Annotated in this window: 12 protein-coding genes; 9 read left to right on the plus strand and 3 right to left on the minus strand. The window is 67.6% G+C overall.

Translation table 11 applies throughout. The features are described 5' to 3' along the window. Window positions 1-255 precede the first annotated feature (255 nt). Window positions 256-1,194 carry an AEC family transporter gene (locus V5F84_RS12850; protein ID WP_394043493.1) on the plus strand — a complete coding sequence of 313 codons (939 nt, stop codon included), beginning with the start codon at window positions 256-258 and terminating at the stop codon, window positions 1,192-1,194. A gap of 107 nt (window positions 1,195-1,301) precedes the next feature. On the opposite strand, the gene V5F84_RS12855 is transcribed toward V5F84_RS12850, so the two are convergent. After that, window positions 1,302-1,742: a hypothetical protein gene (locus V5F84_RS12855; RefSeq protein WP_394043492.1), complete on the minus strand. Its 441-nt coding sequence runs from the start codon at window positions 1,740-1,742 to the stop codon at window positions 1,302-1,304. Window positions 1,743-2,036: 294 nt separating this feature from the next. Here V5F84_RS12855 and V5F84_RS12860 point away from each other — a divergent pair, with 294 nt between their 5' ends. Genes V5F84_RS12860 through dprA form a run of 4 tightly spaced genes read left to right on the plus strand, consistent with a single transcriptional unit; the run spans window position 2,037 to window position 6,049 of the window. Then, complete coding sequence (locus V5F84_RS12860; RefSeq protein WP_394043491.1) at window positions 2,037-2,984, plus strand: aspartate carbamoyltransferase catalytic subunit; 948 nt, start codon at window positions 2,037-2,039, stop codon at window positions 2,982-2,984. Next, window positions 2,977-4,290: a dihydroorotase gene (locus tag V5F84_RS12865; protein WP_394043490.1), complete on the plus strand. Its 1,314-nt coding sequence runs from the start codon at window positions 2,977-2,979 to the stop codon at window positions 4,288-4,290. The genes V5F84_RS12860 and V5F84_RS12865 overlap by 8 nt, the downstream gene beginning before the upstream one ends. A 33-nt stretch (window positions 4,291-4,323) precedes the next feature. After that, a complete protein-coding gene (gene plsY / locus V5F84_RS12870; RefSeq protein WP_394043489.1) occupies window positions 4,324-4,935 on the plus strand; it encodes a glycerol-3-phosphate 1-O-acyltransferase PlsY in 612 nt (203 codons plus the stop codon). Between the two features lie 4 nt (window positions 4,936-4,939). Then, complete coding sequence (gene dprA / locus V5F84_RS12875; protein ID WP_394043488.1) at window positions 4,940-6,049, plus strand: DNA-processing protein DprA; 1,110 nt, start codon at window positions 4,940-4,942, stop codon at window positions 6,047-6,049. Here the strand turns inward: dprA and V5F84_RS12880 are convergent, their stop codons facing one another. Then, window positions 6,050-6,253 carry a hypothetical protein gene (locus tag V5F84_RS12880; RefSeq protein WP_394043487.1) on the minus strand — a complete coding sequence of 68 codons (204 nt, stop codon included), beginning with the start codon at window positions 6,251-6,253 and terminating at the stop codon, window positions 6,050-6,052. A 196-nt stretch (window positions 6,254-6,449) separates the two neighbouring features. Between V5F84_RS12880 and topA the strand changes: the two genes are divergently transcribed. Further along, window positions 6,450-9,137, plus strand: coding sequence for a type I DNA topoisomerase (gene topA, locus V5F84_RS12885; protein ID WP_394043486.1), 2,688 nt, complete (start codon window positions 6,450-6,452; stop codon window positions 9,135-9,137). A 93-nt stretch (window positions 9,138-9,230) separates the two neighbouring features. Here the strand turns inward: topA and V5F84_RS12890 are convergent, their stop codons facing one another. Next, entirely contained in the window at window positions 9,231-10,751 is a 1,521-nt protein-coding gene (locus tag V5F84_RS12890; protein ID WP_394043485.1) for an MDR family MFS transporter, read from the minus strand. 379 nt (window positions 10,752-11,130) lie between these two features. Between V5F84_RS12890 and rnr the strand changes: the two genes are divergently transcribed. Genes rnr through V5F84_RS12905 form a run of 3 tightly spaced genes read left to right on the plus strand, consistent with a single transcriptional unit; the run spans window position 11,131 to window position 14,755 of the window. Further along, window positions 11,131-13,554, plus strand: coding sequence for a ribonuclease R (gene rnr / locus V5F84_RS12895; protein WP_394043484.1), 2,424 nt, complete (start codon window positions 11,131-11,133; stop codon window positions 13,552-13,554). Further along, the gene (locus V5F84_RS12900; protein WP_394043483.1) at window positions 13,551-14,024 is read left to right on the plus strand and encodes a DUF983 domain-containing protein; all 474 of its coding nucleotides are present in this window, start codon (window positions 13,551-13,553) and stop codon (window positions 14,022-14,024) included. Before rnr ends, V5F84_RS12900 begins: the two co-directional genes overlap by 4 nt. Then, window positions 14,021-14,755, plus strand: coding sequence for an NUDIX hydrolase (locus V5F84_RS12905; protein WP_394043482.1), 735 nt, complete (start codon window positions 14,021-14,023; stop codon window positions 14,753-14,755). Before V5F84_RS12900 ends, V5F84_RS12905 begins: the two co-directional genes overlap by 4 nt. Window positions 14,756-14,784: the final 29 nt, after the last annotated feature.

A 14,784-nucleotide genomic window follows, 5' to 3' on the forward strand; every position in this document is an offset into this window, starting at 1 on the left:
AGAAACATTGCCGGCAAAGGGGTGTGAGACGCCAAGCCCGCGCTGTCCCGGCCCGCCGTCGCGGGGCGCGCGCCGGCAGGCGCAGATTGCAGCCCAGTGCCGTTGCGCGCGATTCCGCGGGGCGCGTCGCTTGAGTCCGCGGGCGGGCAGGCGCATGGATGAGGCATTGCGGCCCGCACTGGTTCCAGGAATCGCCGGCCCGCGCTCCCCCGCTCGCGCCCGCCGGCGCGGTTCTCCCTGCCTCTGCGGTCGCCCATGGAAACGATTCTCTCAGCGCTGCTTCCCGTTTTCTGTGTGGTCGCCCTCGGGACGGGCCTGCGCCGCTGGGTTCTGCGGGATCCCGCCCATTGGGTCGGGCTGGAACAGGTCACCTACTACGTGCTGTTTCCCGCCCTGCTGCTGGTTTCGGCGATCCGGGCGGACATGTCGCGCGTGAGCCTGCTTGGCACGGTCGGGGCGATGGGTCTTTCGCTCGCGGTCCTGTGCGTCGGCCTGCTGGCGGCCCGCGTCCGGCTGATGCGCCTGTATGGCATCGATGGGCCGGCGTTCACTTCCGTCTACCAGGGCACGGTGCGCTGGAACACCTATGTCGCGCTGGCGCTCGCGGACGGTCTCTACGGCACGCCGGGGGTGGCCGTCGCGGCGGTGATGCTGGTCTGCCTCATCCCCGCGATCAATGTGGTGGTGGTCGCCGTCCTGGCAAGGTACGCCGGAGCCGAGGCGCCGACCCCCGGGCGCATCGCCCGCCAGTTGCTCCGCAATCCGCTGATCGTCTCCTGCCTTGCGGGCGCGGCGATCAACATCTCCCATGTTCCCGTGCCGCATCTGGCGCTGGAGGTGGCCGACATCCTCGGCCGCGCGTCCCTGGCGGTGGGACTGGTGGTGGTGGGCGCGGGCGTCAGCGTGCGGCATCTGGTGCGGCCGAGCGCCGGCGCCGTGTGCGCGATCCTGCTCTGCCTCCTCGTAAAGCCGGCGCTGGCGCTGGGCTTTGCCCTGGCGCTCGGCCTCAGGGGCATGGAGGTGGTGGTGGTGACCGTCATCTGCGCCGTGCCCTCGGCTCCGGCCGGCTACGTCCTGGCCCGCCAGATGGGCGGCGATGCCCCCCTGCTCGCGCAGATCCTGACGCTGCAACTCATCGTCGCGGCGGTCACCCTGCCGCTGGTGGTCGCGGCGGCGCTCGCCATCGGCGGATGAAACAGGGCATCCCCGAAGTTCGGGCGAAATCGCGGTTTAGAGCGGAATAGAAACGCGAAAGGGCGGCGCAAGCCGCCCTCGATCGCATGAATCTCTGCGTCCGCGCCTCAGCAGGCGCCCCAATAGCCGTTGCCGTGGGTGTCGGTCGGGAACCAGCATCCGCCCCGCGCCTGGGGGGCATAAACCACGGGCGGCGCAGGCGCATAGAGGGCCGGCGGGGGCGGGGCGTAATAGACCGGCGGGGGCGGCGGGGGAGCGCTCGCCGCGCCGGCGATCGCGGCCGCACCAAGTATGCCCAGCGCAATGCCCGCCCCAACCGCCGCGCCATTGTTGTTATTATTGTAATAGCGGCCGCAATTCCAGCAGCCGCCGCGACCATAGCCGTAGCGCGGACCCCAGTATTGAACCTGGGTCACGCCGCTCGGGACGGCTGCGGAGAGGCTCGCCGCGCCGGTGCCGATCGCGCCGGCCATGGCCGGGGTCAGCGAGATCACGCCAAGGGCCGCCACCAGCCCGAGTGCCGCGACCTGCTTGGTGAGAATGGACATGGTGAACATCTCCTGAACGTTGCGATGTCGCGCGTTCGAAAACTGAGGCGCGGGAACCGTTTGAAATGGTATCGGCCACGATCTAAGCCGAATTGTGTCTACGCTTTTGAGCTTCAATACTGCGCCGCACGCTGTGAATGCGTTGTGAATGAACAATGGCGGGGAAACGTCAAATTTCTGTTCTCCCGGCGGACACAAGAGCGCATTTGCAAGCCGGCATCGGTGATTGGCCTGTGGCTCGCGCCGTTCTGCCCTTGCGGCTCGGGCCGACAGTGGTTAAGCCTGCCGCCTGCCATGCATCCTTCTCCCGCCTTCACCCTTGATCGCCGCGACCTGATCGGCATCGAAGGTCTTTCAGCCGGCGAGATCGTCGGCCTGCTGGATCTCGCCGAGGAATTCGTCGATCTGAACCGGCAGATCGAGAAGAAGCGCACCACCTTGCGCGGGCGCACGCAGATCAATCTGTTTTTCGAAGCCTCCACGCGCACGCAATCCTCGTTCGAGATCGCAGGCAAACGCCTGGGCGCGGACGTGATGAACATGTCGGTTGGCACTTCATCTGTGAAGAAGGGCGAAAGCCTCATCGACACGGCGATGACGCTCAATGCCATGCATCCCGACATCTTGGTGGTGCGCCATCATGCCTCCGGCGCGGTGGCGCTCCTGGCGCGCAAGGTGGATTGCTGCGTGGTGAATGCCGGCGACGGCGCCCATGAGCATCCCACCCAGGCGCTGCTGGATGCGCTCACCATCCGCCGCAACAAGGGGCGGATTCAGGGGCTGACGGTCGCGATCTGCGGCGATGTGCTGCATTCGCGGGTCGCACGCTCCAACATCCATCTGCTGTCCGCGCTCGGCGCGAAGGTGAGGGTGATCGCGCCCTCCACCTTGCTGCCGAGCGGCATCGAGCAGTTCGGCATCGAGGTCCACCGGTCCATGGACAGCGGGCTGGAGGGAGCGGACATCGTGATGATGCTGCGCTTGCAGCGCGAGCGCATGGCGGGCTCTTTCATTCCCTCGGTGAAGGAATACTTCCATTATTTCGGCCTCGACCAGGCCAAGCTGCGGCGCGCCAAGCCCGATGCCCTGGTGATGCATCCCGGCCCCATGAATCGCGGCGTCGAGATCGATTCCAGCGTCGCCGACGGGCCGCAGTCCCTGATCCGGGAACAGGTGGAGATGGGCGTCGCGGTCCGCATGGCGGTGCTCGATGCCCTGGCGCGGAAACTGCCCAATGCGTGAGCCTGCCCGCCCTTCGGAAACGCGCCCCGTGGTCCTCGCGAACGCGCGGGTCATCGATCCCTCGCGCGGGTCGGATTTCCACGGCGACGTCCTGATCGTCGAAGGACGGATCGAGGATAGCGCCTTCGGTATCGCCGCCGCCGGCGTTCCGGACGGGGCGGAAGTGGTGGATTGCCGTGGTGCGATCGTCGCGCCGGGCCTGGTCGATATGCGCGCCTTTGTCGGCGAGCCGGGCGCGGAACATCGCGAAACCCTTGCGACCGCAAGCCGGGCGGCGGCGGCAGGCGGCGTGACCACGATCGTCTGCCAGCCGGATACGGACCCGGTGGTGGACGATCCCGCAATCGTCGACTTCATCCTGCGCCGGGCGCGGGATACCGCGATCGTGCGCGTTCATCCCATGGCTGCCCTCACCAAGGGGCTCAAGGGCGAGGAAATGACCGAGATCGGCCTGCTCCAGGCGGCCGGTGCGGTGGCCTTTACCGACGGGCCGCATTCGCTGAAGAGCGCGCAGGTGCTGCGCCGCTGCCTGAGCTATGCCCGTGATTTCGATGCCTTGATCGTGCATCACACGGAAGACGCCTCCATGTCCCAGGGGGCCATGAACGAGGGCGCCTTCGCCACCCGCCTCGGCCTGCCGGGCAATCCGAAAGCGGCCGAGGCCATTGTGCTGGAACGCGACCTGCGGCTGGTGGACGGGGCGCGTGGTCGGTATCACGCCGCAGCCCTCACATGCGCAGACTCGCTGGAGGTGCTGGCGCGCGCGAAACATGCGGGGCTCCCCGTCACGGCTTCGGCGAGCATCAACCACCTCAGCTTCAACGAACTGGATATCGGCCAGTACCGGACCTATTTCAAACTGAACCCGCCGCTGCGGGCGGAGGAGGATCGGCAGGCGCTGATTCACGCACTGGCCTCCGGCCTGATCGATGTCGTGGTGTCCGACCACATCCCGCAGGACGTTGAAATGAAGCGGCTCCCCTTCTCGGAGGCGGAGCCCGGGGCCATCGGGGTGGAAACGCTGCTCTCGGCCGCGCTGCGCCTGGTGCATTCCGACCAGGTGGACATCGTGAACGTGCTGCGCGCGCTGTCCACCCGGCCGGCGGAACTGCTTGGCCTGCCCACGGGAACCTTGCGCCCCGGCGCGCCGGCGGACCTCGTGGTGTTCGATCCGGACATGCCCTGGCTGGTGGATCCCGCGCATCTGAACTCGCGTTCGCGCAATACCCCGTTCGACGAAGCCCGCATGACCGGGCGCGTGCTGCGAACGCTGGTTGCCGGGCGCACGGTATACGAATACGTTTGATCGGTCGGCCGTGCCGGCACATGGGGCTTGAGCATGCAGCTTTCCTGGACTCTCGCCTTGCCGTGGACCCTGGCGGCGCTTGCCCTCGGCTACGCCCTGGGCTCCATCCCCTTCGGCATCATCATCACGCGCGTCGCGGGCACCCGCGATATCCGCACCATCGGCTCGGGAAACATCGGCGCGACCAACGTGCTGCGTACCGGCCGCAAGGATCTTGCCGCGCTCACCCTGCTGGGTGACGCGCTGAAGGGAACGGCGGCGGTGCTGATCGCCCGCGCCTGGCTCGGGCCGGACGCTGCGCTCGTCGCCGGGCTTGGCGCGTTTCTCGGGCATTTGTTCCCGATCTGGCTCGGCTTCAAAGGTGGCAAGGGGGTCGCGACCTTCCTGGGCGTGGCGCTCGGGCTCGCGTGGCCGGCTGCCGTGGCGTTCGCTCTGGTCTGGCTCGGTATCGCCGCGCTGACGCGCTATTCCTCCCTCGCCGCGCTCACCGCGTCCGCTGCGACGGCGCTCGCGGCCTATGTCGCGGCCGGGCCTGAAATGGGCGTGCTGATGGCGGGGCTCGCGGTGCTGCTTTGGGCCAAGCACCACGCCAATATCGCCCGCCTGCTGTCCGGCACCGAAGGCCGCATCGGCGCGAAGGGGTGATCGAATGGCTCGGCGGGGCGTCACCCTCTCGCCCCGGCAGCGCGCCGACTGGTTGCGGCTGATTCGCACCGAGCAGGTGGGGCCACGCACGTTCCGCGCCCTCATCAACCAGTTCGGTGGTGCGGCCGCCGCGCTCGAGGCGCTGCCTTCGCTTGCGCGCAAAGGCGGGCGGCTGATCCCGCCCCGTGTGCCGACCCTGGCCGAGGTGGAGGACGAAATCGCCGCCCTCGCCCGCATGGGCGGCCGGCTGGTGGCCATGGGCGAGGCGGACTATCCCCATCCCCTGCAGGAAATCGACGATGCGCCGCCGCTTCTGTGCGTGCGCGGCCTGGGCGAAACGCTACGCGCGCCGAAGATCGCCATCGTGGGCGCCCGCAACGCCTCGGCCGCCGGGCGCACCCTTGCCGGCCGCTTCGCCCGCGATCTCGGAGCGGCAGGCTATGCGATCGTATCCGGCCTGGCGCGTGGCATCGACGCCGCCGCCCATGAAGCCGGTCTCGCGAGCGGCACCATCGGCGTTTTCGCCGGCGGCCTGGCCCGGCCCTACCCGCCGGAGAACCTTAAACTGATCGAGGCGGTGGCGGAACAAGGCGCACTGGTGTCCGAGATGCCGCTCAACTGGGAGCCGCGCGCGCGGGACTTCCCGCGCCGCAACCGCCTCGTGTCCGGCATGGCGCTTGGGGTCGTGGTGGTGGAGGCGGCGGAGCGCTCCGGTTCACTGATCACCGCGCGCCTCGCCGCCGAGCAGGGGCGGGAGGTGTTCGCCATCCCCGGCTCGCCGCTGGATCCGCGGGCCGGGGGCACCAATGCCCTGCTGAAGCGGGGTGCAACCCTCGCCACCTGCGCCGCCGACGTGATCGAGCAGCTGACGCCGCTGTTCGCGCATCCTCCGGTGCAAGACCTTGAAGCGCCGGCTGCTCCATCCGAGCCTTCGCCTCCCGACGATACGGTCCGCGCGCGCATCGCCGAACTGCTCGGGCCGGTGCCGACACCCATGGACGATCTGGTGCGATTCTCCGGCGCGAGCGTCAGCGATGTGCAATGGGTGCTCCTGGAACTGGATCTGGCGGGGCGGCTGGAGCGGCATGGCGGTGGTCTGGTGAGCCTGCGCTAGTTAATCGTGCGCGCCGTTGGCTTTACCCAGGGGCGGCGGCTGGGCGATGCCGCGCGCTTCCATCCTCGACATTTCGAGCAGATAGGCGAGGGTGGGAAGCCGGTGCCGTCGTGCCAGGCGCGACAATTCGGCCGTCAACGACGCCACATAGGCCGCGAACTCCGCGGCCTGATCCTGGTTGAAGTCTTCGCGCGCCCCAGGCATCCCAACATCCTCTTGCCCCGTCCATCGTCGCGCATCCTGCGAGTTGGGTGCGGTTAAACAAGCTACTCAGGGTTGTATTAGCAAAAGGGCGTCCCTGGAGGAGGGGAACGGCCTGCGGATTTGACAGGCCGGGCGTCGCACCCCATGTTGCCGCCGCCGCCAGGGGCCGCGGCGATTTCAAGAGACAGCAGCCGTCATGCAGGTCGTCATCGTCGAATCGCCCGCAAAGGCGAAGACGATCAACAAATATCTTGGTCCGGATTACGAGGTCATCGCCTCCTACGGACATGTCCGCGATCTCCCGTCGAAGGACGGCTCGGTTGATCCCGAGGCCGACTTCCGCATGCTGTGGGAGGTCGATCCGAAATCGCAGAAGCGTCTGAGCGACATCGCAAAGGCGGTGAAGGCGGCCGATGGGCTGATCCTCGCCACCGACCCCGATCGCGAAGGGGAGGCGATTTCCTGGCATGTGCTCGAGGTGCTGCGCGAGAAGAAGGCGCTCAAGGGCCAGAAGGTCGAGCGCGTGGTCTTCAACGCCATCACCAAGCAGGCGGTGCTGGAGGCGATGAAGGCGCCGCGCGCGATCGACATTGCGCTGGTGGATGCCTATCTCGCCCGGCGCGCCCTGGATTATCTCGTCGGTTTCACCCTGTCGCCCGTGTTGTGGCGCAAGCTGCCGGGCGCCCGCTCGGCCGGCCGCGTGCAGTCCGTGGCGCTGCGTCTGGTCTGCGACCGGGAGCGGGAGATCGAGACCTTCGTCCCGCGCGAATATTGGTCCATCGCCGCCCAGCTGGCGACGCCGCGCGGCGATACCTTCGAAGCGCGCCTGTCGGGCGCCGACGGCAAGAAGATCACGCGCCTGTCCGTCGGCACCGCCGAGGAGGCCGCCGCCTTCCGCGTGGCGTTGGAGAATGCCGCTTTCTCCGTGCGCGGCATCGAGGCGAAGCCGGTCAAGCGGCATCCCCAGCCGCCCTTCACCACGTCTACGCTACAACAGGAAGCGAGCCGCAAGCTCGGCCTTGCGCCGGCCCGCACCATGCAGATCGCCCAGCGCCTGTACGAGGGCGTGGACATCGGCGGCGAGACCGTGGGTCTCATCACCTATATGCGAACCGACGGCGTGGACATGGCGCCGGAAGCCGTCGCTGCGACGCGCAGCGCCATCGGCAAGCAGTTCGGCGACCGCTATTTGCCGGCCGTTCCGCGCAAATACACCACCAAGGCCAAGAACGCCCAGGAAGCCCACGAGGCCATCCGCCCCACCGATTCCCATCGCAGCCCGCGCGACGTGGCGCGCCATCTCGATGCCGACCAGGCGCGCCTCTACGAGCTGATCTGGACCCGCACCGTCGCGAGCCAGATGGAATCGGCGGCGCTGGAGCGCACCACGGCCGACATCGTCGCCCAGGCCGGCGCGCGCACGCTGGATCTCACCGCCACCGGCACGGTGGTCAAGTTCGACGGCTTCCTGGCGCTTTATCGCGAAGGCAAGGACGACGACGACGAGGACGAGGAGAGCCGCCGACTTCCGGCGATGGCGGCCGGGGAAAAGCTGGACAAGCGTGAAATCGCGACTGTCCAGCATTTCACCGAACCGCCGCCGCGCTTCTCGGAAGCGTCGCTGGTCAAGCGCATGGAGGAGCTCGGCATCGGCCGTCCCTCCACCTATGCGGCCGTGCTCGCGGTGTTGCAGGATCGCGAATATGTGAAGCTGGAGAAGAAGCGCCTCGTCGCCGAGGACAAGGGGCGGCTCGTGACCGCCTTCCTGGAGAGCTTCTTCAAGAAATACGTGGAATACGACTTCACCGCCGATCTGGAAGAGAAGCTGGATCGCGTGTCTGCCGACGAGGTGGACTGGAAACAGGTGCTGCGAGAATTCTGGGCGGACTTCTCGCTCGCCGTCGATGCCACCAAGGATCTGCGCGTGTCGCAGGTGCTCGATGCGCTCGACGAGATGCTGACCGCGCACATCTTTCCGCCGAAAGCGGACGGCACCGATCCGCGCCTCTGCCCCACCTGCGGCACCGGACGGCTGTCGCTGAAGATGGGCAAGTTCGGCGCCTTTATCGGCTGCTCGAATTATCCCGAATGCCGCCATACCCAGCCGCTGAGCGGCGAGGCGCCGCAGGAAGGCGAGGGGACGCGCAAGCTCGGCGCCGATCCCGAGACGGGGCTCGAAGTCACCATCCGCGATGGACGCTTCGGCACCTATTTGCAATTGGGTGAAGGGGTGGACGGCGCCAAGCCGAAGCGCTCCAGCCTGCCCAAGGGCTTGAAGCCCGCCGATGTGGACCTTGAGACGGCGCTGGCGCTGCTCGCGCTGCCGCGGCCCATCGGCGTGCACCCGGAGGACGGTGAACCCATTCTGGCCGGCATCGGGCGGTTCGGGCCCTATATCCAGCACGGCAAGGTCTATGCGAACATCGAGGACGGCGACGATATTCTCGCCATCGGCCTCAACCGCGCGATCACCCTCCTGGCCGAGAAGCAATCGAAGGGCAGGGGCGCACGCGGAGGGGCCACGGCGGGCCGCAATCTCGGCGATCATCCGAGCGGCGGCGCCATTACCGTGCGTCCGGGCCGGTTCGGGCCCTACGTCAATCACGGCAAGATCAACGCGACTTTGCCCAAGGCGCTCGACCCAGACCAGCTCACGCTGGCGGAGGCCATTGCGCTGATCGATGCCAAGGCGGCGACCGCCCCTGCGGGCAAGACGGCCCGCAAGGCCCCTGCGAAGACAGCAGCGAAGAAGAGTACGGCGACCAAGAGCGCGGACGAGAAGCCGGCGAAGGCCGCAGCCAAGAAACCGGCGGCCAAAACACCGGTCGCTAAGAAAGCTGCGGCGAAAAAGCCGGCGGCAAAGGCCAAATCCGCCGAATCCTAGGTTCGCCGGGTCCCAGCTCCGCCGAATCCCGGGTCTGCGACTTTCTAAGCCGCGGCAAAATGGAACGGACGCCGGCCGCGCAGGCCGGCGTCTTCACTCCGCCAGGGCGGGAACCTCGTCGGTGTCCCGCACGCTTCGGCGAAGAGGTCTTTCCTCCATGGCGATGAGGAATCCGAGCCCGCACAACATCGCCGCCGCCGCCGCGCCGAACACCAGATGAAACGCGTGGCTCAGCAGCGCCGGGTCGGCATTGTGCGCGAGGGTGGCGATGTCGCCCTGCTGCGACACGCCCAAGGCCGCGAGCAGCACCGCTCCGAGCATTGCCACGAACACAGCGCTTCCAAGAGCCCGGAAAAAATTGGACGTGCCGGTGGCGGTGCCGAGCTGGTGCGGCAGAACGGCATTCTGGATCGCCACGGTGGACACGGGGAGAACTGTCCCGATGCCCGTGCCCATGAGGCCGAGCAGCACCAGCCAGAGGAAAATCGGCGTGTGGTCCGGCACCAGCGCCAAGGTCACGAGGCAGGTGCATGAGACGGAAAGCCCGATCATGGCCGGCAGTTTGTAGTGGGTGAGGCGGGCCATCGCCCGGCCCGAGATGACCGCGCCGAGCACGACGCCCGCCGATTGCGGGATCAAGGCCAGACCGGACTGGCTGGGGGTGAACAGGCGCACCGTCTCGAAATAGAGCGGCACGTTGATGGACAAGGCGATCATGATGCCGGCGACGAAGAACACCGAGCTTACGCTCATGCTCACCACGCGGTTGGCGAGAATCGAGAGCGGAAGAAACGGCTCGGGCGCCGTCTTCATGCGCCAGACGAAGGTCACGGACAACGTGAGCGCCGCCGCGAACAGGCCGAGAATGAGGGCGGAATTCCAGGGATAGCGCACGCCGCCCCAGGTCAGGGCCAGCAGCAGGCTGGTGGTGGACGCGATCATGAGCACGCCGCCAAGCACGTCGACCTTGTGGCGCCGCTCGTGGCGGGGCAGGCGGCGCAAGGTCCGATCCGTCATCAGAAAGGCCGCGAGGCCAAGCGGCAGGTTGATCCAGAAGATCACCGACCAGTGCAGATGATCGGCGATCACGCCGCCGAGCACCGGTCCGGCGATGCTGCTGGCGGCGAACACCCCGGCGATATAGCCCTGGTAGCGGCCGCGCTCCCGCGGGGAGACCACATCGGCGATGATGGTCTGTGACAGCGAGATCAGACCGCCGCCGCCGAGCCCTTGCAGGCCCCGCGCCAGGATCAGCACCAGCATGGAGGGGGCCAGCGCGCAGGCCAGCGAGCCCAGCATGAAGACGCCGATGGCGAACATCAGCACCACGCGCCGGCCGAGCACATCGCTCATCTTCCCATAGAGCGGCGTCACGGCCGTGGAACTGAGCAGATAGGCTGTCACCACCCAGGACAGATTGACGAAATCGTTCAGGTCCGAACCAATCGTCGGCAGCGCGGTGGCGACGATGGTCTGGTCCAGCGCGGCGAGAAGCATCGCCAGCATGATGCCGACGATGATGGAGAGGATTTCCGCATGGCCGAGGGCTTGTGGGGACTCTGGTGACGCAGAGCCGGAGGAGCCGGAACCGGACGGTTGGGAGGAGGCGCTCATGAAACACTCATGGGAAGGCGGCTGAGCCGCGCGAGCCCGGACGATTCAGGCTTCTATCGGAAAGCGCGGCACTTTCTGCCTTCCGGGCCTCGTGTTCAATGCCGAAGGTGGTTGTTTGATACCGAAGTGCTCCTGCTCGCTTTTTCGTGACAACGCATCGTCGCTTATGAGCGGTGCCTAAGTGCCGCGAAGGCGGTCTTGGCAAAAGCTGGCCGAAGGCGCGCCGCTCAGGTAGGTTCGGGCCGATCACTGGACCCCTGCCTTGCCGAAATCCTCAACTCCCGCCGGCCGTTCCCCCCGTTCCCGTCCCAAGGCCGGGGGCAAGACGCGCGCCGGCCGCAGGCTCGCGGCAGTCGAGGCGGAGGCGCGTGCAGCCTTCGTGCCGCCTGCACGGCAGGGCGAGGTGCCGACCAAGGCCGAGTTGACGGCCTTCATCGCGGCGCGGGGCGGCGAGGTGGACAAGCGGGAAATCGCCCGCGCCTACGGGCTCAATTCCGCCCAGAAGATCGAACTCAAGGCGCTGCTGCGCGATCTGGCTGAAGATGGGGCGCTGGAGCGTCGTCGTCGCAAGGTTCATGTGCCCGGCGCCCTCGGCGGCGTCCTGCTGGCCGATATCGCAAGCCGCGATGCCGATGGCGATCTGATCGCCGTCCCGGTGGAATGGGATGAGGAGCAGCACGGCGAGCCGCCGCGCATCCGGGTCGTCATGGCCCGGCGCGGGCAGGGGCCGGCGCCCGGCCTGTCGGATCGCGTGCTGCTGCGCATCTTTGATGATCGCGGGCAGGAGGGATTGCCCACCGGACGCGTCATCAAAGTGCTGGAGAAGGCGCGCAAGCAGACCCTCGGCATCTTCCGCGCCGCTCCGCACGGCGGTGGCGGGCGCATCATCCCCGTGGACAAGAAGAATCTCGGCCGCGAATTGCAGGTTCCGCCCGGCGCCGAGCAGGAGGCGCAGGACGGCGACCTCGTTTCCGTAGAGCTGATGCGCCAGCGCGTGTTCGGCCTGCCCACCGCCCGGGTGAAGGAACGGCTCGGTTCGCTGGCGACCGAGAAGGCGATTTCGCTGGTCGCCATCCACGCCCACGGCATTCCCCATGTCTTCCCGCCGGCCGTACTGGAGGAAGCCGCCGCCGCCAAGCCGGTCAAGCTCGCGGGGCGGGAGGATTGGCGCAAGCTGCCCCTCGTCACCATCGATCCGCCGGACGCCAAGGACCATGACGATGCGGTCCATGCGGAGGCGGACGAAGACCCTGCCAATAAGGGCGGCTTCATTCTCACGGTCGCCATCGCCGATGTCGCCGCTTATATCCCGCCGGGCTCGGCGCTCGACCGGGAAGCGCTGCTGCGGGGCAATTCGGTCTATTTCCCGGATCGCGTGGTGCCCATGCTGCCGGAGCGCATTTCCAACGATCTGTGCTCGCTGCGGCCGCACGAGGATCGCCCTGCGCTCGCGGTGCGCATGGTCATCGGCGCCGACGGCCGCAAGCGGGGCCACACCTTCCACCGCGTCCTCATGCGGTCCGCGGCGAAACTCGCCTATGCCCAGGCCCAGGCGGCCATCGACGGGCAGGCGGACGAGGTCACCGACCCGCTCGTGGAGGGCGTGCTGCGCCCGCTCTATGCCGCCTATGCCTGCCTGAAGATCGCCCGCGAGGCCCGCCAGCCGCTCGACCTCGATCTGCCGGAGCGCAAGATCGTGCTCAAGAGCGACGGCACGGTGGACCGGGTGGTGGTTCCCCAGCGGCTCGATGCCCATCGGCTGATCGAGGAGTTCATGATCCTCGCCAATGTCGCTGCGGCCGAGACGCTGGAGGAAAAGCGCACGCCGCTGGTCTATCGCGTGCACGACGGCCCGACGCTGGAGAAGCTCTCGATCCTGCGGGAGTTTCTGGCGACGCTGGACATCAAGCTGCCCAAGAGCGACCAGGTTCGGCCTTCCAATTTCAACCATATCCTGGCCCAGGTCGTGGGCAGCGACGTCGCCCCGATGGTCAATCAGGTGGTGCTGCGCAGCCAGTCCCAGGCGGAATATTCGCCCGAGAACTACGGGCATTTCGGCCTGAACCTGCGGCGCTACGCGCATTTCACCTCGCCGATCCGCCGCTATTCGGACCTGATTGTCCATCGCGGGCTGGTGCGCGCGCATCATTTCGGCAAGGACGGTCTGCCGGAGGGCACCACGGCGGAGCAATTGGCGGAGGTGGCAACCGCCATTTCCGGCACTGAGCGACGCGCCATGGCGGCCGAGCGTGAGACGGTGGATCGCCTGATCGCCCATCACCTCGCCGATCAGATCGGCGCGACCTTCTCCGCCCGTGTGACCGGCGCCACCAAGGCGGGACTGTTCGTCGCACTCGATGAGACCGGCGCCGACGGTTTCATCCCCGCATCCACGCTCGGCGCCGACTATTATCGGTTCGACGAGGCGCGGCAGGCCCTGGTGGGTGATCGCACCGGTGAGATGCACCGCATCGGCGACCGGGTGGAGGTGAAGCTGGTGGAGGCGGCTCCTGTCGCCGGCGCGTTGCGATTTGAGCTTCTGTCCGAGGGCGCCTATGTAAGGGGCGCCCGCGCCGGGGTTCGGTCCGGCCGTCGCTCCGGCCCGGGAAAGACGGGGCCCGGCAAGGCCCGCAGTTCGCAGCCGCCGGGGGATGCCGCCGCGCCGGCGCGCAGGGGCTCAGGCAAGCCAGGGCTAAGCAAGCCAGGGTCAGGCAAGTCAGGTGCGGGTAAAACCCGATCCGGCAAGCCTGGACCAACCAGATCAGGTCCGTCGGGGGCGGGCGGGGGACGCAAACGACCATGAGTGCCATTGATCCGACCGGCCGCTCCTATGTTTACGGACAGGTGGCCCGAGCGCCCGGCGGCGAGCGCCCGCTCGGGCGCGCCCTGGCGCGCGGCGCCCTCGGCCGCTGCCCCCAATGCGGCACCGGCCGCATGTTCAGCTCCTATCTCAAGGTCAACGAAGCCTGCCCGGTCTGTGATGAGGAGTTCCATCACCATCGCGCCGACGACGCGCCGCCTTATGCGGTGATCTTTGTGGTGGGACATATCGTCGTGCCGCTGCTCGTTCTGGTCGAGGAAGTGTTCCGTCCTGAGGTCTGGGTCCACCTCGTCACCTTCCTTCCGCTCACTCTGGTCTTGAGCTTGGTGCTGCTCCCGGTATTGAAGGGAGCCCTCATCGCGCTGCAATGGTCGCGGCGCATGCATGGCTTCGACCCGAACAGTCCCGAACGCGAACCGCGCCCCTCCGCTCTGCCAACGGCTTCCCAATGACTGATCTTGCTGCACGCCTTTCCGCTGTCGAACGCCAGCAGACCAGCCCGAATGTGCGGCCGCGCGATGCGGCCTCGCTGATCCTGCTCGATCGCAGCCGCAAGGAACCGCGCGTGCTGATGGGGCTGCGCCATCCCGGCCACCGATTCATGCCGAATGTGTTCGTGTTCCCCGGGGGCAGCCTGGAAGCCAGTGATCGCGCCATGCCGGTGTTCGGCACGCTGGACAATGAGAGCGAACGTCGCCTTCAGGAACAGGCGCCCCGCGGCAGCGCGCAGCGTAGCCGGGCGCTCGCCGCCGCCGCCATCCGCGAGATGTATGAGGAAACCGGCATCCTGGTCGGCACCACGGAGGCCGGCGCCCCGGAAAGCCCGGCGGAGGGCTGGGACGCCTTCCGCGAGCACGGCGTATTCCCCAATCTCGAATCGCTGACCTTCGTGCTGCGCGCCATCACCCCGCCGCGCCGCCCCAAGCGCTTCGACACGCGCTTCTTCGCGGCGGACGTGAGCGCCATCGCCAAGAAGGTGGAGGGCATGGTGGGACCCGATTCCGAGCTTATCGAAACCCGCTGGCTGACCTTCAAGGAAACCGAGAAGGCGGAACTTCCCGCCATCACCCGCGTCATTCTCGAAGAGGTGCAGGCACGTCTTGACGCCGGCTTCCGGCGCGAGATCCCGGTGCCGTTCTACAGCGTGCGTTACGGCAAGTTCGTGCGCACCCTGCTCGATTAAGCCGCCGGCGGCGGGACACTCTTCAGGAA

Origin of the sequence: Roseixanthobacter liquoris (assembly GCF_043195135.2) — a bacterium.
Classification (GTDB): domain Bacteria; phylum Pseudomonadota; class Alphaproteobacteria; order Rhizobiales; family Xanthobacteraceae; genus NCEH01.